The organism is Mycolicibacterium litorale (genome assembly GCF_010731695.1).
Taxonomy (GTDB): Bacteria; Actinomycetota; Actinomycetes; order Mycobacteriales; family Mycobacteriaceae; genus Mycobacterium; species Mycobacterium litorale.
The window spans coordinates 254017-276022 of record NZ_AP022586.1 but is presented as its reverse complement, the minus strand read 5'-3'; the positions used below and the strand labels follow the sequence as shown (position 1 = coordinate 276022).

Genomic DNA, 22006 nt, shown 5'->3' with positions numbered 1-22006 from the left:
GATCCCCACCGAAAGGAACACCAGCCATGGCCGCACCCGCCCTCGCGGCGTTGACGAACAGCTGTGCCATGGGGATGCTGCTGGCCCGGCTGCCGTACAACCGCGGCAGCGCGACCTGCGACGCACAGACGATCGTCAGCCAGCTGACAGCCGACCGGTCACGGGAATCTTGAGAGCACCCCGCTTGTTCCTCTCCGGGGTATACCCCCCAGGGTACCCTGACATCAGGTGAACGAAAGGAACCACCATGGTCGGCGATCAGGAAGCCATCGACGCGGTCCTCAACCGGCTCCGCCGGGCGCAGGGCCAGCTTTCCGGCGTCATCTCGATGATCGAACAGGGCCGTGACTGCAAAGACGTCGTCACCCAGCTGGCGGCCGTGTCCCGGGCGCTCGACCGGGCCGGGTTCAAGATCGTCGCGACCGGACTACGGGAATGCGTTGCCGGAGACGGGACAGACGCGCGCGATCCGATGACCGTCGCCGAACTCGAGAAGCTGTTCCTCGCGTTGGCCTGACCGCCCCACCATCGAGACAAAGGAGTCATGATGAGCATCGCACTGTCCACCAGCCTGAACACCACGTTCGACGACGCTGTGGCGCGCACGCGGGAAGCGTTGTCCGAGCAAGGTTTCGGCGTCTTGACTGAGATCGACGTCCAGTCGACGCTGAAGAACAAGCTCGGTGAGGACATGGAGAACTATCTGATCCTCGGCGCCTGCAATCCCCCGCTGGCCCACCGCGCCATCGGCGTCGACCGCCAGATCGGCCTGCTGCTGCCGTGCAACGTGGTGGTGCGCAGCGACCCGTCCGATCCGAACACCACGGTCGTCGAGGCGATGAACCCTCAGCTGCTCGCCGACGTCACCGGCGAGGCGCAGCTGCAGCCGATCGCCGACGAGGTCACCGAACGGCTTCAGGCGGTGATCGACGCGCTGGCCGGTGCCTGAGCGCGCTCAGTCCTGCGCGGCGAGGACGCAGAACTCGTTGCCCTCGGGGTCCGCCAGCACCACCCAACTCTGGTCGCCCTGACCGATGTCGACCCGGCGGGCGCCCAACCCGATCAGCCGGTCGACCTCGGCCTCCTGATCATCGGGGGTGAGGTCGATGTGCAGGCGGTTCTTGACCACCTTGGTTTCCGGCACGGCGAGGAACAGCAGGTTCGGTCCCCCACCGGCGGGCGGGCGGAGGACCACGTCGCCGTCGTCGGTGACCTCCCCGGTGTACCCGAGCACTTCGGCCCACCAGCTGCCGAGCGACTGGGTGTCGGCCGCGTCGACACACAGATCGGTGAATCTCACACCCATCGAGTCAGCTCCTTCTTGAGCACCTTACCCATCGCATTGCGTGGCAGGCTGTCGACGATGCGCACTTCGCGCGGCCGCTTGTGCACCGAAAGCTGTTCGGCCACATAGCCGATCAGTATCTCGGGGGCGGCGTCGCCGACCACGAACGCGACGATGCGCTGACCGAGGTCGTCGTCGGGCACCCCGACCACCGCGGCCTCGTCGACTCCGTCGTGTCCGAGCAGGACGGTCTCGATCTCCCCCGCCCCGACCCGGAACCCGCCCGTCTTGATCAGGTCGACCGATTCGCGTCCGACGATGCGGTGCATACCGTCACGGTCGACGACCGCGACGTCGCCGGTGCGGTACCAGCCGTCCGCCCTGAGCACGTCGGCGGTCGCGTCCGGCCGGTTGAGGTAGCCGTCGAACAGCATCGGGCCGCGAACCTCGAGGCGGGCAATGGTTTCCCCGTCCTGGGCGGCCGGTGCGCCGTCGTCGTCGACGAGTCGCGTCTCGACACCGGGCACCGGCAGACCGACCCAGCCGGGCCGGCGTTCACCGTCGGCGCGGGTGCTCAGGGTGATCAGCGATTCGGTGCTGCCGTATCGCTCAACCGGCTGGTGACCGGTCAGCGCGGAGACCCGGTCGAACACCGGAATGGGCAGCGGCGCACTGCCCGACACCAGCAGACGCGCCGAACTCAGTGCGCGCGCGGCGTTTTCGTCGGCGGCGATACGGGACCACACCGTCGGCACCCCGAAGTACAGCGTGCCGCCGGCCTGCGCGTAGGCCTCGGGGGTGGGACGGCCGGTGTGGATGAACCGGCTACCGGTGCGCAGCGAACCCAGCAGTCCGAGCACCAGCCCGTGCACGTGGTAGAGCGGCAGACCGTGGACCAGCGTGTCGTCGGCGGTCCACTGCCACGCTTCGGCCAGCGCGTCGAGGTCCGCGGCGATCGCGCGGCGGCTGATCACCACGCCCTTGGGCGGCCCGGTGGTACCCGAGGTGTAGATGACCAGGGCGGCCGAGTCCGGATGCGGTTCGGCGTAGCGGTGCCAGGACCGGGCGTGAAGCCGGACCGGGATGTGTGGAAGGTCGGCGTCCTCCGGCTTCTCACCCAGCCAGGCCTGAGCGCCCGAGTCGGCGAGGATGTGGCGGCGTTCGGCCACACCGACGTCGGCGGGGACGGGGACGACGGGCACACCGGCGATCAGGCAGCCGGTGATGGCCAGCACCGTCGCGGGCGTGGGTGTGGCGAGGACCGCAACCCGACGCGCCCCACCGACACGCTCGGCCACCGACGTCGCGGCGCCGACGAGATCGCTGCGGCTGAGCACTGTCTCCCCGATCGTGACGGCGTCGGAGATGTCGGCGCCGCCGGCGACCGCGGCAGGGTTCAGCGAGGTCAGCAACACGCCGACGAGGCTACTCGTCATCGCCCTCGGCGATACTGGGCGCGTGGAATCGATCCGATGTGTGGCGTCGCGCGAGATGTACCGGAACGACTGGCTGACGTTGCGCGAGGACGACATCCTGCGACCCGACGGCAGCGACGGGATCTATGCCGTGGTCGACAAGCCGAACTATGCGCTGGTGATCGCCTGCGACGGCGACCGGCTGAAGCTGGTGGAGCAGTATCGCTATCCACTGGGGTTGCGCCGCTGGGAGTTTCCGCAGGGCACCGCGCCGGGGCGGGCCGATATGGCGCCTCTCGACCTGGCCGCGCGCGAACTGCGCGAGGAGACCGGGTTGCGTGCCGGCACCGTCACCCGGCTGGGACTGCTCGACGTAGCGCCCGGGATGAGCAGCCAGCGCGGGTGGGTTTTCCTCGCCACCGACCTGACCGAGGGCCCGCATGAGCGCGAGCATGAAGAGCAGGACATGCGCAGCGCCTGGTTCACGCGCGCGGAGTTCGAGCGGATGATCACCGACGGCGAGATCACCGATGCGCAGAGCATCGCGGCCTACGGGATGCTGCTGCTGTGGGAGCGCACGCACGGCTGACGGCGGTTGTCCACAGCGGGGTTTTTGTCCACAGGGTCGTTGTTTTGGCGTGGCTGGTGTCGGTCGGGCGTGCCAGAATCGAAACCATGTTCGATGGTTCGCTCCCCGAGATCGGTGACCTCGCCGCGCTCAGCGACGCCGAACTCATCACCGCCTCCGCCGGGTGGAGCCGCGTCGAATCCGCCGCCGCCGCCCGCAAACTCGCCGCCATGGCCGAGGTGTTCCGCCGCCGCACCGGCCTCGACGACGCCCTCGACCGCAACCTGTGGTTCGTCGACCCCGAAACCAGCGTGGTCAGCGAACTGGCCGCCGCCCACAACATCACCGACTCCCTGGCCCTGTTCCAAACCCACCGCGCCGTCGCCCTGCGCGACCGACTCCCCAAAGTCGCCGCACTGTTCGCCCGCGGACTCCTCAGCGACCTGCTCGTGCGCGCGGTCGTCTGCCGCACCACCCTGATCACCGACCCCGACACGCTGGCCGCCGTCGACACCGCCCTAGCCGAGCAACTACTGTCCTGGGGCCCCACATCAGCCAAAAAGACCAAAGCCGCCATCGACGCGATCGTCGAGACCCACGACCCCGCAGCGCTGCGCCGCACCACAACCGCCGACCAACACCGCGACATCGAATTCGGCGACACCGCCGACGACGCCGGCTACATGACCCTCTGGGCCCGCATGTACGCCCCCGACGGCGTCGCATTCGAACAACGCGTCGAGGCCATGGCCCACACCGTCTGCCCCGACGACCCCCGCACCATGCGCGAACGCCGCAACGACGCCTTCGCCGCAGTCGCCACCGGAAACCCACTGCGCTGCGAATGCGACAACCCCCACTGCCCCACCGCCACCGCCGACCGCCCCACCCCCAACGTCATCATCCACCTCATCACCACCCACGACGCACTCGATCAGGCCCAGACGGGTGAGGGTGCGGCCACCACAGCCCCTGTTGAGGACGACCCTATTGCGGAGTCGGACACCGATGCCGAACCCAGTGAAGCGTCGCCGGCCCCAGCGGGCGACGAAGTCGCTGCGCACAGTGAATCCGTGGACAGCTCAGACAACGACGCGCAGTCGCCCGCGCCGGTGAACGCCGGAACCCCGCCGAGGACTGATTCACCGGCCCAGTGCCAGCCGGTCGACGACCACACGAACCCGCACACCACTAGTGACGCGTCAGAGGAACCCCCGGCCGACCCGCAGCCCGCCCCGAAGCCCACCCCCGCGCCGGCGTTCGTCATCGGCGGCGGGGTGCTCAGCCCGGTGGTGCTGCCCGCATTCCTCAACCGCGCGAAGATCCGCCAACTCCGCCACCCCGGCGACACCCCACCCGAACCCCACTACCGGCCCTCGATCGCGCTGCAGGACTTCGTGCGCTGCCGCGACCTGACCTGCCGCTTCCCCGGCTGCGACAAACCCGCAACCCTCTGCGACATCGACCACACCGTGCCCTACCCCACCGGGCCCACGAACGCGTCCAACCTCAAATGCCTCTGCCGAAAACACCACCTGCTCAAGACTTTCTGGACCGGCCAAACCGGTTGGCGGGACAGACAATTGGCCGACGGCACCGTCATCTGGACCTCACCGAGCGGGCAGACCCACATCACCCACCCGGGTAGTGCGCTGCTGTTCCCGACCCTGTGCACCCCTACCGCAGCAGCCCGGAAAGGGAAGACCGCAGACGCCGCGAAGAACCGCGGCCTCATGATGCCCAAACGCCGCCGCACCCGCGCCCAAGACCGCCGCTACCGCATCGACGCCGAACGCCGACTCAACGACGACTTCGTCGCCGAACGCACCAAACCACCCCCGTTCTGAGGCGCGGCGATGACTTTCACGAAGCGGCCGGGTCTGCACCGGTGTGAACAACGAAACGATCGTCCGGCAGCTGATCACCGACTGGATCGACGCCGTGGCAGCGTGTGACATCGACGGTGTGCTGGCCCATCACGACTCCGACATCGTGCAGTTCGACGTGCCGCCGCCCCATGCCGGTGTGCGCGGAATCGACGCATACCGCGACACGTGGCCCCCGTTCTTCGACTTCCTCCGCAGTGGCGCCATATTCGAACTCGTCGAACTCCACGTTACTGCGGGCACCGACGTCGCTTTCGCCTACGGTCTGCTGCGGTGCGGCCCCAAGGAGATGTTCGAAACCGATCCCGACAATCGGCTGCGGATGACCTTCGGCCTACACCGCCAGGACGGGGAGTGGCTCATCACCCATGAACACCACTCCTTCTGCATGACGTGACCCGCGGGCGGTAACAAGATCGACAATTTCGCATAACGTCGGACTCGGCCGCTGAAAACCGCTGCTACGCTGGCGCTTCCGGCATGAAAAGTGTCCTGAAGAGTGCGAGGAAGGCGATGGCTACCCGTCGAGCGTTAGTGGCGTTGTCGACCGCAACGGTCGTGTTGGTCGCCATGGCCGGAACCCTCATCCGCCCGATGGACACCGCATCCGCCGCACCCGTGGGACAGATCTGGACGGGCCGGTTCTCCGTGGTCAGCTACGCCTCGCAGAAGGCAGGCACCAGCCCGGCCGCCCAGCAGCCCGAAGCCGACTTCACCGGCCAGTATGTCTTCAAGACCGACTGCGTCAGCGGTGTCTGCATCGCCACCGTGGTCAGCGGCCCCCGCTCGACGAACCCCACCGTCCCCCAGCCCCTGCGATACACCTGGGACGGCGCCCGCTGGACGCAGTCCTACGACTGGCAGTGGGACTGCTACATGGGCCCCGGCGCTCCGAAAGTCTGGACCCCCGCGCGCAGCTTCGTCTACTACGTTCCGCAGCGCGACGGCTCACTGGAAGGCAGTTGGCGGACCGACATCCTCGGTGGCCCCTGCAACGGCAACGTCACCATGGCGGTCGCAGCGCACCCCGTGTGGTGACCCACCTGGCGGCGCCCGTGACTGACCGGTTCCGCCGCGTTCCCCCGAACCCAAGACAGGTGCGGCCAGACACGGCGCCGATCATGATCATCGCAGACCGTTCAGCGACTTGCCAACGCCCTGAGGAAGAACGCCATGTTGGCCGGCCGCTCCGCCAGTCGCCGCACGAAGTAGCCGTACCACTGCGTGCCGAACGGAACATAGACCCGGACCGCGTTTCCCGCATCGGCGAGGCGTTGCTGTTCCGGATCCCGGATGCCGTAGAGCATTTGATACTCGAAGTCGCCGGGACCCCGACCGTGCGCCGACGCCAGCGCGGGCACAGCGTCGATCACCACCGGGTCGTGTGACGCCACCATCGGATAGCCGCGCCCAGCCATCAGCGTCTCCAGGCACCGCAGGTACGAGTCGGTGACCGCGTCGGCTTCCCGGAACGCCACCGACCTCGGCTCGTCATACGCGCCCTTGCACAAGCGAATCCGCGCACCCGAAGCCGCGAACTCCTCGCAGTCCGCGGCCGTGCGACGCAGATACGCCTGCAGCACCGTGCCCAGCCAGTCGAACTCCGCCCGAAGTTCCCGCACGATCGACAGGGTCGAATCGGTGGTCGTGTGGTCCTCGGCATCGACGGTCACCCACACCCCGACGCGTTGTGCGTGCGCGCAGACGGTGTGCGCGTTCTCCAACGCGATCTTCTCCCCGTCGCGGGGCAGTGCCTGCCCCAGCGCCGACAGCTTCACCGACACCTCCAGCGGACGCACCCCGCCGACCGGTTCGTCGCGCCGGCCCAGCGCATCCAGCAGTTTCACGTACGCCTCGACCGTCGTATTCGCCGTGTCCGCGTCCGTGACGTCCTCGCCGAGGTAGTCCACGCTGACCAGCCGCCCGGAATTGCGCAGCCCGGCAACGCAGTACGACGCCTCGTCGACACTGTCACCGGGCACGAACCGGTGCACCACCCCCCGCGTGACCGGCAGCCGTTCCGCGGTGCGGCGCAGCGAGTCCGAGCGAGCGGCGGCCAGGATCGCCGGCCGCGCGATGCGCTGGAAGGCACCCATCGTTCACACCCCCATGTGCGGGTAGTGGTGATCGGTCGGCGGCACGAAGTTCTCCTTGATCGACCGTGCCGAGGTCCACCGCAACAGGTTCTGCGGCGAGCCGGCCTTGTCATTGGTGCCCGACGCGCGCGACCCGCCGAACGGCTGCTGACCCACCACCGCTCCGGTCGGTTTGTCGTTGACGTAGAAGTTGCCCGCGGTGTGCCGCAGCCGCTGCTGCGCGGCGAGCACGGCGCCGCGGTCGTCCGCGATCACCGCACCCGTCAGTGCGTACTTTGCACCGGTGTCGACGACGCCGAGGATGCGTTCGTAGTCGTCGTCGGGGTAGACGTGTACCGACAGGATCGGTCCGAAATACTCGGTGCAGAACGACTCGTCGGACGGATCGTCGGACAGCAGCACTGTGGGTCGCACGAAATACCCCTCGCTGTCGTCATATTCGCCACCGGCCGCCACCGTCACCGACGGGGCGCTCTTCGCCCGCTCGACGGCCGCGACGTTCTTGGCGAACGACCGCTCGTCGATCAGCGCGCCGCCGAAGTTGGACAGATCGGTGACATCGCCGTAGCGCACCGCCTCGGTGGCTCCGAGGAAGTCGTCGCCCATCCGCTGCCACACCGACCGCGGGACGAACGCCCGCGACGCCGCCGAGCACTTCTGGCCCTGGTAGTCGAACGCACCGCGGATCAGCGCCGTCCGCAACACATCCGGCTGCGCGCTCGTGTGGGCGACGACGAAGTCCTTGCCGCCGGTCTCCCCGACCAGGCGGGGATAGCCGTTGTAGCGCTCGATGTTCGCGCCGACCTCACGCCACAGATGCTGGAACGTCGCCGTCGACCCCGTGAAGTGAATACCGGCCAACCGCGGATCGGGCAGCACCACGTCCGACACCGCCTTGCCGTCACCGGTCACCATGTTGATCACCCCTTCGGGCAGACCGGCGGCCTCGAGCAACTGCATCGTCAAATACGCCGCGAACGTCTGCGTCGGCGACGGCTTCCACACGACGGTGTTGCCCATCAGCGCCGGCGCCGTCGGCAGGTTGCCGGCGATCGCGGTGAAGTTGAACGGGGTGATCGCGTAGACGAACCCCTCGAGCGGCCGGTAGTCCGTGCGGTTCCACACCCCGCGGGTGCTCACCGGCTGCTGGGTGAGGATCTGCCGGGCGAACGCGACGTTGAACCGCCAGAAGTCGATCAGCTCGCACGAAGCGTCGATCTCCGCCTGGTACGCCGATTTCGACTGTCCGAGCATCGTGGCCGCCACCAATTTCTCCCGCCACGGCCCGGCGAGCAGATCGGCGGCCCGCAGGAACACCGCGGCGCGCTCGTCGAACGGCGTCGCCTCCCACGCCGGCTTCGCGGCGAGCGCGGCGTCGACGGCGGCACGGGCGTCGTCGTGCGACGCGTTGGTCATCGTGCCCAACCGGGCGGCGTGCCGGTGCGGCTGGACGACGTCGATGCGTTCGCCGTCGCCCATGCGGTGCCGTCCGCCGATGACGTGGGGCAGGTCCAGTGGCGTCGCGGCCAGCTCCGCCAGTGCGTCGGTGAGCCGGGTGCGTTCACCCGAGCCGGGGGCGTAGTCGAACACCGGCTCGTTGGCCGGCAGGGGTACGTCGGTGATCGCGTCCATGAGTCAAGAATCCCCGAGACGAGACCTGCGTCACTTAGCCGATCGGCCAAAGAAGCGGGGCGTCGTCGTTACTATCGGACAATATGCGCGCCGCCCGCATCCGGCTCGGCGAGCTGCTGTTGGCCCTGGACCGCACGATGGTGACGCTGCAGCAGGCGCCGCGGGGTCTCGACCTGCCGGTTGCCTCCGTGGCGCTGGTCGACGCCGACGACGTCCGCCTCGGAATCGCGCCGTCGGCCGGGAATGCGGACCTGTTCTTCCTCCTCGGTGTGCCGGCCGAGGCGGCGGTGCGCTGGCTGGCCGCGCAGCCCCGGCCGCCGGTGGCCGTGTTCGTCAAGGAGCCGTCGCCGGACTTGGTGCGGCACGCAGTGGCGCGCGGCGCGGCGGTCGTGGCGGTCGATCCGCACGCGCGGTGGGAACGGCTGTACCGGCTGGCGAACCAGTTCTTCGACCACCGCGGAGACCGTGACGACCCACCGCTGCCCGGCGGCACCGACCTGTTCAGCCTGGCCCAGTCGATCGCCGACCGGGCCCGCGGCATGGTCAGCATCGAGGACGCGCAATCACACGTCCTCGCGTACTCGGCGTCCAGCGAGGAGGCCGACGAACTGCGCCGCCTGTCGATTCTCGGCCGCGCCGGCCCGCCCGAACACCTGGCGTGGATCGGGCAGTGGGGCATCTTCGACGCGTTGCGCTCCGGCGCGGACGTGGTGCGGGTGGCCGAGCGGCCCGAACTCGGGCTGCGGCCCCGCATGGCCGTCGGCATCCACCTGCCGTCGCGCACCAGACGTACGCCCACGTTCGCCGGCACCATCTGGCTGCAGCAGGGTTCGGCGCCGTTCGCCGACGACGCCGAGGAGGTGCTGCGCGGCGGGGCGGTGCTGGCCGCGCGTGTGCTCGACAGGATGGCAGCCACCCCGTCCACGCACACGGTGCGGACCCGCGAACTGCTCGGCTTGGCCGACAGCGGCGACATCGACGTCGGCGCCATCGCACGGGACCTCGGCGTCGACCCCGACAGCCGCGCCGCGCTCATCGGCTTCGGCGCAGCCCCCTCCGACGTGATCGCACTGAGCGCCACCGCGTTTCGCGCCGACGCGCAGGTGGCCTCGACCACCGACCGGGTCTACGTGCTCCTGCCCAAGATCGGGGCACCGACGTCGGTCACGTCGTGGGTGCGCGGCGTCGTCGGCGTCCTGCAGCGCGAGGCCGGGCTGACGTCACGGGCGGTGATCGCGGCTCCCCTACCGGGTTTGACCGCCGCGGCGGCGGCGCGCGTCGAGATCGACCGCGTCTTCGACAGCGCCGCACGTCATCCCGGAGCCATCGGGCAGATCACCTCGCTCGCCGATGCCCGCACGACGGTGCTGCTCGACGAGATCGTCGCGCATGTCGCCACCCAGCCGAGTCTCGTCGACCCACGCGTGCGGACGCTGCGGGAACGGGACCCGTTGCTCGCCGAGACGCTGCAGGCCTACCTCGACGGCTTCGGCGACATCTCCGCGGTGGCCGGCCGACTGCACGTGCACCCCAACACCATTCGCTACCGGGTTCGCCGCATCGAAACGTTGCTGGGCACCTCGCTCGACGACCCCGACGACCGGTTGGTGCTCGCGCTGGGACTGCGCGCCACCGAGGCCACTCAGCCGGTGAAGGCGCCGTCGACCAACTCGTCGAACCGTTCGAGTGCCTCGTCACCGTCGTCGTCGATCCCGCGTAGCGGCCCCAGGTCGGCGAGATAGCGGCGGGCATACAGGCTCGCCACCAACGCTTTTCGCTCACCGCCCCGTTCGGCGCGCTCCCACGCCGCCTGCTCGGTCAGCAACGCGCCCGCATACACGTCGGCCATGAACTGCGCCAGCGGGAACAGCCGTGCCTCGGCCACCGCGCCGTCGAGCTTCGTCCACGCGGTGATCGCCGCGTCGAGATCCTCGACCCGCCGCGACACCAGCTGTGTGGTCGGGTCGTCGTCGGACGCGGACACCGCGTCGTGCAACCGGCTCAGCAGCGGTTCGTGTGCCTGGGCGCGCCGGATGCCGCGTGCCACGTCGAGGCACAGGATGTTGTCGGGGCCCTCCCAGATCGTGTTGACCTGCGCGTCGCGCAGCAGGCGGGCGACCGGCCAGTCTTCGATGTAGCCGTTGCCGCCGTGGATCTCGATGGCGTCGGATGCGGCGGTGATGCCCAGGCGGCACACCTTGAGCTTGGTGACGGGCACCGCGATGCGCTGCCGGATACGCCGCGGCTGACGGTGGTTGGCCAGCCCGGTGCCGTCGAACACCAACGCCTGGGCGGCTTCGACGTCGACGATCATCTCCGCGAGTTTGCGCCGCATCAGCGGTTTGTCGATCAGCGCCGAGCCGAACGCATGCCGGTGGCGCGTGTAGGTCAGCGATTCGACCAGCGCCCGTCGCGCATTGCCCGCCGCGAACAGCGCGATGCCGAGGCGGGCGGCGTTGGTGAGCTCCATCATCCGGCCCAGCCCCTTGCCGTCGGACGGGCCGGCCGCGGTATCGGGCTCACCGGACAGCAGGAACGCCTCGGCGTCGGCGAACTCGACCTCACCAGAGGCCACCGAGCGGGTGCCGAGTTTGTTCTTGAGCCGCCGGATGCGCAGGCCGTTGCGTGACCCGTCGCGCCGGGTGCGCAGCACGAGGAACGACGCGACGCCGCGGCCGGAGTCCGGCGCCCCTTCAGGTTTCGCCAGCACCACGAACGCCTGCCCGTCGCAGTTGGAGGCGAACCACTTGAACCCGTTGAGCAGCCAGGCCTCGCCGTGGCGGGTGGCCGTCGTCTCCAGCGCGCCGAGGTCGGACCCGCCGGTGCGCTCGGTGAGCATCTGGGCCGTCTCACCCGCCCACTCACCGGATTCGAACTTCGCCAGCACGTGGTCGCGGATGTCGGCCGGTGCGTACGCGGCCACCAGCGCCTGCACCATGCCGCCGCCGGTGCCCAGCGCGCAGCCCATCCCGATGTCGGCCTGGTTGAGCAGGTAGTTGGCGGCGAACATCGGTATGGACGAGCGGCCGCCCGCGGCGCGCACGTCGTCGCGCAGCGCCTGCTGGGCGTCGAGCACCGCGCGTTTGGCGTCGGTGAACGACGGCGGCATGACGACGCGGCTGACGTCGTGGCCCCAGCGGTCGTAGCGTTCGAGTCGGGGTGGGTTGCGGTCGGTCTCCTCGGCCCAGCGGGCGACCGCGCCGCCCATCAGCGCGCCGATGCTCGTCAGATGTGTTTCCGCGAGCGGCAATTGGTCCGGCGGCAGGTAGTAGGCCATCGTGAACTGCAGCGTCGGGTCGGTGGCATACCAGTTCAGCCCGACAGCTCCGCCGAAGCGGTCCGTGCGGTACCGGTCGGCCTTGTCGCCGGTGCTGAAGGGCAGCCGGTCCACGGGCTCGACGTCGTAGTCGCTCATCGACAGCGACGGTATTACGCGCGGCGGCGAGCTAGCGGTGAATCGCCGAAAGCCGCGCGGCGGCGGCGTCGATGCGTTCGTCGGTGGCGGTCAGGGCGATCCGTACGTGCTGGGCGCCCCGGGGACCGTAGAACTCGCCGGGCGCGGCCAGGATGCCGAGCCGGGCCAGCCAGTCGACGGTTGCCCGGCACGCCTCGCCGCGGGTGGCCCACAGGTACAGCCCGGCCTCGGAGTGGTCGACGGTGAACCCGGCCGACGTCAGTGCGGGAAGCAGGACGTCGCGGCGGCGCGCATACCGGTCGCGCTGTTCGTGTTCGTGGGCGTCGTCGTCGAGCGCGGCCACCATCGCGGCCTGCACCGGGGTGGGCACCATCATCCCGGCGTGCTTGCGCACCGCGAGGAGTTCGGCGACGACGGCCGGGTCACCGGCGACGAATCCGGCGCGGTAGCCGGCCAGCGACGACGTCTTCGACAGCGAGTGCACGGCCAGTAGACCGGTGTGGTCACCGTCGCAGACCGAGGGGTGCAGCACGGAGACCGGTTCGGCGTCCCAGCCCAGCCCGAGGTAGCACTCGTCCGACGCGACGAGGACCCCGCGTTCGCGCGCCCAGCCGACCACCTTGCGCAGGTGGTCGAGGCCGAGCACCTTGCCGGTCGGGTTGCTCGGGGAGTTGAGGAACACCAGCGCCGGGGTCTGCGGACCGAGCTGGGTGAGTGAATCGGCGCGGATCACCTGGGCGCCGGCGAGCCGGGCACCCACGTCGTAGGTCGGGTACGCGAGCTCGGGGACCACCACCACGTCGTCACCGCCGATGCCGAGCAACGTCGGCAGCCATGCGATGAGTTCCTTGGTGCCGATCGCGGGCAGCACCGCGTCGGCGGCCAGTCCGGTGATGCCGTAGCGGCGTTCGAGCGCGGCCTTCGCCGACGCCCGCAGCTCGGGAGTGCCCGCGGTGGTCGGGTATCCGGGTGCGGAGCCGGCCGCGGCCAGTGCGTCGCGGATCAGTGGCGCCACCGGATCGACCGGGGTGCCGACCGACAGGTCGACGATCCCGTCCGGGTGTGAGCGAGCGAGCGCGCCGGCGGTCGCCAGCGTGTCCCACGGGAACTCGGGCAGCTTCGCTGAGACCGCCCGACGCGCTACTTCAGGCCTGGCCGTCGGTCAGTCCTCACCCTGCGGCGGCAGATCCTTCACGGCCTGCGGATCGTTGTCGGTCTGCCCCACCTTCGAGGCACCGCCCGGCGAACCCAGTTCGCTGAAGAAGTCCGCGTTGCTCTGCGTGTAACCGCTCCACTGGTCCGGGACGTCGTCCTCGTAGTAGATCGCCTCCACCGGGCACACCGGTTCGCAGGCTCCACAGTCGACGCATTCGTCGGGGTGGATGTACAGCATGCGTGCGCCCTCGTAGATGCAGTCGACGGGGCACTCCTCGATGCATGCCTTGTCTTTCACGTCGACACAGGGTTCGGCAATGACGTACGTCACCGGTTCTCCTAAGTGTTCCTCGGTCTAACTGTCCAGTGGGCTGCCGGATCGGGTCGGGCACGCCGAGGCAGTGCCGCCAAGTCCGCCTGGAAGTATCCCCAGCCGATACCGGGACGGTTGTCTCAGTGTGCCCTAACTTCACGCGCGAACACGATAGGAGTTGCGCGTGGTTACTGATACTAAACGTCGCAGATACAAAACGGCTAGGCGCCACGCCTGATGCGCGTAAGTGGATGTGGGCTGGGACGACGAACGCCACGGTGGCCGCGTGCGCGCCGCCACCGTGGCGCTCGGAAGTCGCGGAATCAGGCCTGCTTGAGGGCCTCGATCTCGAGGGTGACGGTCACCTTGTCGCCCACGACGGCGCCGCCGGTCTCAAGGGGCGCGTCGAAGTCGATGCCGTAGTCCTTGCGGTTGAGCACCACCGACGCCTCGAATCCGGCGACCTCGCCGTGGCCCATGCCGGGGTTGGTGCCGAGGAACTCCAGGTCAAGGGTGATCGGATGGGTCCGGCCCTTGAGCGTGAACTCACCGTCGAGGGCGTAGCGGTCGCCCTCGGTACGCACACCGGTCGAGGTGAACGTGGCGACGGGGTGGTTCTCGACGTCGAAGAAGTCGGCCGCGCGCAGGTGGGCGTCGCGTTGCTCGTTGCGGGTGTTGAGCGAAGCGACGTTGATCTCGGCGGCCACGGACGCGGTGCCGTCCTCGCCGATGGTGATGGCGCCGCTGAAGTCGTCGAAGGTGCCGCGCACCTTGCTGACCATGAGGTGTCGTACCGAAAAGCCGATGGTCGAGTGCACCGGGTCGATGGCCCAGGTGCCGGCGCTCAGGGTGGTCTCGGTTGCAGCAGTCATATCCGTCTCCTTGGGTCGTGCGCCGGCCGGTTCCGACGCTCCACCCAATCAAACGGACCACGGTCCGGTTCTATTCCGACGGCGAGAGGATCAGGCAGCCATCGGTGCGTACGTCGTGGTCCGCTGCCGTGCCGGGCGTCCGATCCCCTCGGCGATGGCGACCAGTTCCTCGACCGACTTCGCCGAACCGTTCTCGGAGCCGGCCATCCGCGAGATGGTCTCCTCCATCAGCGTCCCGCCGAGGTCGTTGGCCCCGCCCTGCAGCATCACCTGCGTGCGTTCGACGCCGAGTTTGACCCAGCTGGTCTGGATGTGGGAGATCCTGCCGTGCAACATGATTCGCGCCAGCGCGTGGACCGCTCGGTTGTCGCGGTGGGTGGGCCCCGGCCGAGCGCCGCCGGCCAGGTACAGCGGGGACGACTGGTGGACGAACGGCAGCGGCACGAACTCGGTGAAGCCGCCGGTGCGGTCCTGGATGTCGCGCAGTACCCGCAGGTGACCGATCCAGTGCCGGGGCTGGTCGACGTGGCCGTACATCATCGTCGAACTCGACCGCAGCCCCACCTCGTGGGCGGTGGTGACCACGTCGATCCACATCGACGTCGGCAGCTTGCCCTTGGTCAGCACCCAGCGCACCTCGTCGTCGAGGATCTCCGCGGCGGTGCCGGGGATGGACCCCAGCCCGGCCTCGCGCAGCGCGATCAGCCACTCGCGCACCGACAGGCCGCTCTTCGTGACTCCGTTGGCGATCTCCATCGGCGAGAACGCATGCACATGCATCTCCGGCACCCGTGCCTTGACCGCACGCACCAGGTCGGCGTAGCCGGTCACCGGCAGCTCGGGATCGATGCCGCCCTGCATGCACACCTCGGTGGCGCCGGCGACGTGCGCCTCCCACGCGCGGTCGGCGACCTCGTCGGTGGACAGTGAGTACGCGTCGGCGTCGCCCTTGCGCTGCGCGAAGGCGCAGAACCGGCAACCGGTGTAGCAGATGTTGGTGAAGTTGATGTTGCGGTTGACCACGAACGTCACGTCCTCGCCGACCGCATCGCGCCGCAGCGAATCGGCAAGGGCGGCAACGGCGTCGAGGGCCGGGCCGTCAGCGGTGGCGAGCGCCAGGTAGGCGTCGTCAGACAGGCCCGCCGGGTCGCGCTCGGCGGCGCGCAGCGCCGCCAGGACGTCGGTGTCGACGCGCTCGGGCGCCCGTGCCGCCAGCTCGTGGACCTTCTCGCGGATCGACTCCCAGTCACCGAACGCGCTGCCGAGATCGCTGCGGGTGTCGGTGAGCCGTCCCTCGCTGTCGATGGCCTCGTGCAGGTCGATGCGCCCCAGGGACTGCAGCGCCTCGTCGGGCTCCTGCCACGGCCGGCCCTGCGGGATGACGTCGAGCGCGAGCCCGGTCTCGGGGTCGGCCAGTGCGTCGACGTGGCCGCGCACGCGCGGGTCGATCCATGCGGCACCGGCCTGCACGTACTGCGGTTGTGCGGTGAGCCGCTGGGTCAGGTCATAGCCCGCCTCGGCGGTGACGTCGGCCAGGTCGTCGAGCGCGGGCCAGGGTCGTTCGGGGTTGACGTGGTCGGGGGTCAGCGGCGAGACGCCACCCCAGTCGTCGACGCCGGCGGCGATCAGCGCCAGGCACTCTTCGCGTGACACCAGGTTCGGCGGCGCCTGAATGCGCATCTTGGGGCCGAGCACCAGCCGCGTGGTGGCGATCGTCGCGAGGAAGTCGTCGATACCGGCGTCGGGCGCCGAGGCCATCGCGGTGTGGTCCTTCGCCCGGAAGTTCTGCACGATCACTTCTTGGACGTGCCCGAATTCCTTGTGCGACTTGCGGATCGCGTGCATGGTCTCGGCACGCTCGGTGAGCGTCTCGCCGATCCCGACGAGCAGGCCCGTGGTGAACGGGATGGACAGCCGGCCGGCGTCGTCGAGGGTGCGCAACCGAACGTCCGGGTCCTTGTCCGGGCTGCCGTAGTGCGCCAGGCCCTTTGTCTCGAACAGCCGGCGTGACGTGGTCTCGAGCATCATGCCCATCGACGGCGCAACGGGCTTGAGTCGCGACAGCTCCGACCAGCTCATCACCCCGGGGTTCAGGTGCGGGAGCAGACCGGTCTCCTCGAGCACACGGATCGCCATGGCGCGCACATAGTCGAGAGTGGAATCGTAGCCGCGCTCGTCGAGCCACTGCCGCGCTTCGTCCCACCGCGCCTCCGGGCGGTCACCGAGGGTGAAAAGCGCTTCTTTGCAGCCCAACTCGGCCCCGCGGCGTGCGACGTCGAGGATCTCGTCGGGCTCCATGTACATACCGAGGCCCTGGGCGCGGAGCCGTCCGGGCACGGTGACGAACGTGCAGTAGTGGCACGTGTCGCGGCACAGATGCGTGACCGGGATGAAGACCTTTCGGGAGTACGTCACGGGAAGCCGCCCGTTGGGTCCCAGTCGGCCGGCGGAGGTCAACCCGGCGTCGCGCACCCTGGCGGCGCTGGCAAGCAGATCGGTGAGGTCGTCACCGCGTGCCGTCATGGCGATCGCGGCTTCGTCGACATTGAGGGCGACGCCGTCGCGGGCCCGGCGCAGAACGCGCCGCAGCGCTGCGGAACCGGTAGCTGCGGACTTCGGTGGGACCACCGGGCTGGGCAGATCAGCGCCGTGCTGGGGGTTCAGAGCCACTCCCCTTTAACCCCGGCGATGGCAACTTTCATCCGCGTGTCTCACATCCTGGAAGCACTGGGTCCGGCATATCGGCCACAGTAGTCCGCGGTCGCCCGATGGGTGCGCGGCCCGCCTCACGCGAACGGCCGGTCGCCGGTGGACGCGCACGATAAGTTCTTAGCGCGCCGATAACAAGGAGTCGTCATGCCCGTTGCAGCCCGCTCGTGGATGGCGACAGGTGTCGCCGCGCTCAGCGCGACCGCCATCGTCGCGGCACCCGCGGTGCGGCCGCTGCCCGACGAGGCGGCGACCCGTGAGGTGCGCCTCGCCGCGTCGCAGGTCGTCTCACCGGAGTTCCGCGAAATCGTCGCGGCAGCGGCACAGCAGCTGGCCGCACCGCAGAATGCCGCCACGAACGTCGTCGACTCCGTGTACTCGGCGATCACCTACTGGACCGATTACGGCGTTGAACTCGCCGACTACGCGCTGCAGTTCGTACCGTTCGGCTACCTGATCTCCAGTCAGATCAACATCATCTATCCGCAGATCATCGGCGTCACCGACAGCATCGTGTACGACCTGATCGACCCGGTGCTGGAGAACCCGGTGGATCTGGCCGCCTACATCGACGGGCTGGTCGACGTCGCCGTCAGCACCGTCACCGCCCTGGTCAACGTGGCCGTGGGTGAGGTCGACTACTTCTTCGGCTGGCTCATCCCGCCGCTGCCCGGGCCGTTCCCCTTCCCCACCCTGTCCGTTGCGGAAGACGAGGTTGTCGAGGAGAAGGTCGTCGAGGACGAGGTCGTCGAGGACGAGGTCGCACTGGAGGAAGTGGCGAACGTCGAGCTCGAGGCGCCGCTTGAAGAGCCCGCCGAAGAGCCGGCCGAAGAGGTGGCCGGGTCGGCGGACGGGCAGGACTTGGGCGGTGAGCTCTCAGACGGTGAGCTCTCAGACGGTGAGCTCTCAGACGGGGCGGACGTCGCGCCGCCAGAGCAGCCAGGCAGCGGGACCGACGCCGACGGCGGTGAAGAACAAGACGCTGTAGGCCATGACGTCACGCCCGCCGAAGACGATGTCGCCTCCCGGCCCACCGAGGGTGAGCGCGACGAGGGTGAGCAGCCAAGTCCAGAGGGGTAACGCCGCGAGGCGGCCGGAGTCGGTCCACTCCAGCGCCGCCCACACCAGCGCGGCGTTGAGCGCGCCGACGATCACGGCACTGATGGGGAACGGCACCACGCCCAGGCGCAGCGGCAGGAAGAAGGCGCCGAGGACCGCCGAGATGACGCCGTCGAGCGCGAGAAGCGTGAGAACGACACCACGCGTGAGCGGGGCTGTCAGGTCGGGATGCTGTCGAGCAGGCCCACCAGGGAACCGACCACCCACTGGTAGCTGTCGAGGCGGTCCTGCCAGTGCTGCAGGTTGGGATCAAGGTCGGGATCCATGAATGCCCCTTCGACGTCGCCGGATGACGTGGAGCCTACCGTGCACCGGATTCGCTACGCCAGGTCCAACCCGGCGAGGAGATCGCTCTCCCACCCGCGTTCGTCGCGGGCACCGGCCTCGCCGGCGGCCAGGATGTAGTGCTCCTGGGCGGGGATCGGCATCGCGATGTTGTTGGACAGCGCGCACGACTGTCCGTTGGCGGCGACCGAGACCTGGGTGGCGTGCGCCCGGAGGGCGGCGACCTTCGCCTGGAGGCTGTCGCTGACATCGACGCCCGCGTCGATCTTGTCGTCCGGCAGACAGAACGGTACGTCGTTGGCGTTGATCCGAAGCCACGCCTCCGGGACGTCCTCGGCGGCGTCGAGCGCTTCCTGCATGGCCGAGGCAGACATGACGGTCCAGTAGAGCTTCGGCACCCGCCACTGCGCGCGCTCGACGGCCGCGGTGGTGACGCGGTGGGTCTGGATGTGGTCCGGGTGGCCGTACCCGCCGGCGGGGTCGTAGGTGACGACGACATGGGGCCGGAAGTCGTCGATGATCGCGGCCAGCAGGCCGGCGGCTTCGGACATGTCGGCGTCGACGAACCGCTGGTGGTGGCGCTCCGGGGTCCCTTCCATCCCCGAATCACGCCAGTGGCCGGGTCCGCCGAGGAACCGGGGCTCGTCCACACCGAGTGCGGACAGCGCGGCGGTGAGCTCGCTGATCCGGTATCCGCCCAGCTGATCGGCGTGATCGACGGCGAGTTGGGCATACCGCTCGCCGATCACTTCGCCTTCCTCGCCGAGTGTGCAGGTGACCACCCGTACATCGGCGCCCGCCCGGGCGTAGTGACCGATGGTGCCGCCGGTGGTGAGCGTCTCGTCGTCCGGATGGGCATGGACGAAGAGCAGACGGGGGGCGATAGCTGTCATCAGCGGTGAATGTACGCCAGCGTCGCTGGACCGCTCCCCGGGCCGCGGCGGAGCGATTTGGGCAAACAAACGCCCGAAAATTCAAGATCAGCTTCCGCCCGACTTGTTGCGATCGGCGGTATCGCATGTCCGCGCTGGACGGAGCGGCGCCAGGCATCTCAACCGTCAACCTCCTGGCGTCGACGCCGCTCCTGCATAGGCCAGGACCAGCCTCTATTGCAGCCGTGCCGCGCCGACGGGCGACGGTTGCCGCAGAACCAACCCTCACTTAGGTCGAAGTGTCGGGCGTCACATTCTCGCCTCTGTAAGTAAACTTACTTCCGCCTGCAAGGACCCGTGGGTGCGCTGACAGCAATTGATGTCGTTTTGAATTCGCCCGGTGTTACGTTTCGCCCCAGTAGCTGAGAGATCGCTTAGAGGGAGGTAATAAATGTCGAAGCACCGGCGCAAGCCGATTCGCAATCGCATCAAGAAAGCCGCGATTGCGGGAGGCGTCACCGCTACGGCGACAGCCATGACAATGGGGTTGACCGCGCCGGCGGCGGGTGCGCTGACGCTGCCCGGCCTCGGGACGATCCCGGGCACCGACGGCGTCGAACTCCCCAGCGGTGCGCTCGCGGATCTGTCGCCGACCGACATCCTCGGCCTGGGCAGCGCCCTCGACCTCGGCGGGCTCCTGGGCCTCGACTTCGACGCGATCAACGGCATCACAGATGTGTTGGAGCCCTTGGGAATCAACCTCGTGACGACCGGTCCGCCGTTCGGCCTGGCCGCGCTGTTCGGGCTGAATCTCGGCTACGTGCCTGCACTTCCGCCGCTCATCGTCGACGAGGTGACGAGCACCGAGCCCGCCCTGAACATCGGCCAGCTGCTCGGGCTCCTGGGACTCCCCGCACTTCCCATCCCCAACGGGGTCCGCATCCCGATCGTCGTCGGCTTCGGCCTCGGAGCGCTTGCGACCGGACTGGCCTACCCGCAGATCAGGGACTACTTCACGTCCGAAGAGCAGCGGGACACCCTGACGATCCTCCCGCTGCTGCTACTGCGGAACTGGGGCCGTGCCGACGGTGGAATCGCCGCCCGCTTCGCACCCTTGCTCGACCCCATCGCCCGGCTCTTCGGCTACGAGAGCGTCGTCACGCCGGACGTCGAGAACGACGCCGACTACATCAACTTGCTCGGCCTCGACATCCCGGTCGGCGGGCTCGTCCCGATCAAGGTCGACGCGACCTGGGAGTACGACACCTTCTCTGACTTCCCGGCCTGGCCGAACCCGGTGTCGCTGGCGAATTCCGTTGCGGCGGGGCTCTTCCCGACGTACATCCTGCGCGGTGGCGACGTCGCGGCGCTGACACCCCAACTGGCGGCCGCGTTACCGGCCATCCTCGCCGGCCTGCTCAACGAAGACGGCGCGATCAACATCTTCCTCACCGTGCCCTCGGACCGTCAGCCGATCCTCGAGCCGTTCCGCTATCCGTTCGACGTCGCCAACTTCTTCACCGGTGGCGCATTCGGATTCACCAATCCGTTCGCGGACGCGGTCGAACCGGCGATCAAGATCCTCGGCAACCTGGGCTACACCAACGTCGTTCAGCACCCGACCCAGGCGCAGATCGCCGCGGGCCTCGAACCGTACGACCGTGACTTCTCGAACAACTACGGTCAGGACTACGCGCCGTTCTTCACGTTCCCGCAGAACGTGGACTGGGCCGAGGTCCCCGAAGACGTGCTCAACGCACTGGTCGAAGGGTTCACCGAGGCCTTCTTCTTCGGCGGTATCCCCGGCGTCAACAATCCGCCGGACGGCATCTATCGCAATCCGATCGACGTCCTCGGGGACCTGGCCAGTCTCCTGCAGAATCTGCCCGCCCTGCCCGTCGACCTCCCGGCCGGGACCACCACGGAGATCACCGCCGACGGTTTCACACCTCCATCGATCAACGACACTCAATTGCGCCGGGACGCAACGCAATTGACCGTTGGTGTCACCGCATCGGATGAGCCGGACGGTGAGGTCGAGGAATCGGATTCCGGGGACAAGGATCCCATCGTGCGCAGTCAGTCCGGCCCGAAGCGCTCCTCGCTGGTCGGCAACCTGCGCGACGCCGGCGAGCAGGTGCGCGACGCGGTCGAAGACAGTGTCGATCGGCTCAACAACGCCGGTGAGCGCCTCCGCAACACCCTGACCGGTGGGCGCGCCAATCGGGAGCCCGCGGCCGACACCGAGGCACCCGAGAAGCAGGAGACCAAGACCGAGGCGTCGCCGTCGCAGGACGACTGACCACAAATAATCAGGAAGCCGGCCCCCGAGGCACCGCCTCGGGGGCCGGTTTCTTTTCGCGGCCACCGGTTCGTTTAAACCT

Annotated in this window: 19 protein-coding genes and 1 pseudogene; 9 read left to right on the top strand and 11 right to left on the bottom strand. The window is 68.8% G+C overall.

The genetic code is table 11. From position 1 onward, the window contains the following. Positions 1-44 precede the first annotated feature (44 nt). From G6N30_RS01340 to G6N30_RS01330, 3 genes and pseudogenes are all read left to right on the top strand, one after another. Positions 45-173: pseudogene (locus tag G6N30_RS01340) on the top strand (rhodanese-like domain-containing protein); the annotation flags it as partial. A gap of 74 nt (positions 174-247) precedes the next feature. Continuing rightward, on the top strand, positions 248-517 hold the full coding sequence (locus G6N30_RS01335) for a metal-sensitive transcriptional regulator (RefSeq protein WP_134060745.1): 270 nt from the start codon (positions 248-250) through the stop codon (positions 515-517). 30 nt (positions 518-547) lie between these two features. Then, positions 548-949: a DUF302 domain-containing protein gene (locus G6N30_RS01330; RefSeq protein ID WP_134060744.1), complete on the top strand. Its 402-nt coding sequence runs from the start codon at positions 548-550 to the stop codon at positions 947-949. A 6-nt stretch (positions 950-955) separates the two neighbouring features. Here the strand turns inward: G6N30_RS01330 and G6N30_RS01325 are convergent, their stop codons facing one another. Beyond that, on the bottom strand, positions 956-1306 hold the full coding sequence (locus G6N30_RS01325) for a VOC family protein (protein WP_134060743.1): 351 nt from the start codon (positions 1304-1306) through the stop codon (positions 956-958). Next, complete coding sequence (locus tag G6N30_RS01320; protein ID WP_134060868.1) at positions 1297-2700, bottom strand: acyl-CoA synthetase; 1404 nt, start codon at positions 2698-2700, stop codon at positions 1297-1299. Before G6N30_RS01320 ends, G6N30_RS01325 begins: the two co-directional genes overlap by 10 nt. Before the next feature lie 43 nt (positions 2701-2743). On the opposite strand from G6N30_RS01320, the gene G6N30_RS01315 reads away from it, so the two are divergent. The 4 genes from G6N30_RS01315 to G6N30_RS01300 all read left to right on the top strand — a co-directional run bounded on the left by G6N30_RS01315 (position 2744) and on the right by G6N30_RS01300 (position 6192). Next, positions 2744-3289, top strand: a complete 546-nt coding sequence (locus G6N30_RS01315) for an NUDIX domain-containing protein (protein WP_134060742.1) — start codon at positions 2744-2746, stop codon at positions 3287-3289. A gap of 86 nt (positions 3290-3375) precedes the next feature. Next, positions 3376-5115: a DUF222 domain-containing protein gene (locus tag G6N30_RS01310; RefSeq protein ID WP_179965532.1), complete on the top strand. Its 1740-nt coding sequence runs from the start codon at positions 3376-3378 to the stop codon at positions 5113-5115. 43 nt (positions 5116-5158) lie between these two features. Further along, positions 5159-5551 carry a YybH family protein gene (locus G6N30_RS01305; RefSeq protein WP_134055408.1) on the top strand — a complete coding sequence of 131 codons (393 nt, stop codon included), beginning with the start codon at positions 5159-5161 and terminating at the stop codon, positions 5549-5551. Between the two features lie 116 nt (positions 5552-5667). Continuing rightward, the gene (locus G6N30_RS01300; RefSeq protein WP_134055410.1) at positions 5668-6192 is read left to right on the top strand and encodes an Rv2253 family sensor-like surface protein; all 525 of its coding nucleotides are present in this window, start codon (positions 5668-5670) and stop codon (positions 6190-6192) included. Between the two features lie 101 nt (positions 6193-6293). Here G6N30_RS01300 and G6N30_RS01295 read toward each other — a convergent pair whose 3' ends face one another. Both G6N30_RS01295 and pruA read right to left on the bottom strand, forming a co-directional pair. Further along, positions 6294-7250: a proline dehydrogenase family protein gene (locus G6N30_RS01295; protein ID WP_134055412.1), complete on the bottom strand. Its 957-nt coding sequence runs from the start codon at positions 7248-7250 to the stop codon at positions 6294-6296. 3 nt (positions 7251-7253) lie between these two features. Continuing rightward, a complete protein-coding gene (gene pruA, locus G6N30_RS01290; RefSeq protein ID WP_134055414.1) occupies positions 7254-8882 on the bottom strand; it encodes an L-glutamate gamma-semialdehyde dehydrogenase in 1629 nt (542 codons plus the stop codon). An 83-nt stretch (positions 8883-8965) separates the two neighbouring features. Between pruA and G6N30_RS01285 the strand changes: the two genes are divergently transcribed. After that, positions 8966-10624, top strand: coding sequence for a PucR family transcriptional regulator (locus G6N30_RS01285; protein ID WP_134055416.1), 1659 nt, complete (start codon positions 8966-8968; stop codon positions 10622-10624). Here the strand turns inward: G6N30_RS01285 and G6N30_RS01280 are convergent. The 7 genes from G6N30_RS01280 to mshB form a co-directional block, all read right to left on the bottom strand. After that, entirely contained in the window at positions 10525-12297 is a 1773-nt protein-coding gene (locus G6N30_RS01280; RefSeq protein ID WP_134055418.1) for an acyl-CoA dehydrogenase family protein, read from the bottom strand. The genes G6N30_RS01285 and G6N30_RS01280 overlap by 100 nt on opposite strands. A gap of 31 nt (positions 12298-12328) precedes the next feature. After that, on the bottom strand, positions 12329-13414 hold the full coding sequence (gene dapC, locus G6N30_RS01275; protein WP_134055420.1) for a succinyldiaminopimelate transaminase: 1086 nt from the start codon (positions 13412-13414) through the stop codon (positions 12329-12331). A gap of 45 nt (positions 13415-13459) precedes the next feature. After that, positions 13460-13783 (bottom strand): ferredoxin, encoded by a 324-nt coding sequence (gene fdxA, locus G6N30_RS01270; RefSeq protein ID WP_134055422.1) that lies wholly within the window; start codon positions 13781-13783, stop codon positions 13460-13462. A 305-nt stretch (positions 13784-14088) separates the two neighbouring features. Continuing rightward, positions 14089-14637 carry a YceI family protein gene (locus tag G6N30_RS01265; RefSeq protein WP_134055424.1) on the bottom strand — a complete coding sequence of 183 codons (549 nt, stop codon included), beginning with the start codon at positions 14635-14637 and terminating at the stop codon, positions 14089-14091. Between the two features lie 90 nt (positions 14638-14727). After that, the gene (locus G6N30_RS01260) at positions 14728-17307 is read right to left on the bottom strand and encodes a bifunctional FO biosynthesis protein CofGH (RefSeq protein ID WP_134055426.1); all 2580 of its coding nucleotides are present in this window, start codon (positions 17305-17307) and stop codon (positions 14728-14730) included. Positions 17308-18252: 945 nt separating this feature from the next. Beyond that, complete coding sequence (locus tag G6N30_RS27090; RefSeq protein ID WP_134055428.1) at positions 18253-18672, bottom strand: hypothetical protein; 420 nt, start codon at positions 18670-18672, stop codon at positions 18253-18255. A 113-nt stretch (positions 18673-18785) separates the two neighbouring features. Further along, positions 18786-19643 (bottom strand): N-acetyl-1-D-myo-inositol-2-amino-2-deoxy-alpha-D-glucopyranoside deacetylase, encoded by an 858-nt coding sequence (mshB, locus tag G6N30_RS01250; protein WP_134055430.1) that lies wholly within the window; start codon positions 19641-19643, stop codon positions 18786-18788. Positions 19644-20157: 514 nt separating this feature from the next. On the opposite strand from mshB, the gene G6N30_RS01245 reads away from it, so the two are divergent. After that, positions 20158-21924 (top strand): alpha/beta hydrolase family protein, encoded by a 1767-nt coding sequence (locus G6N30_RS01245; protein ID WP_163687316.1) that lies wholly within the window; start codon positions 20158-20160, stop codon positions 21922-21924. Positions 21925-22006: the final 82 nt, after the last annotated feature.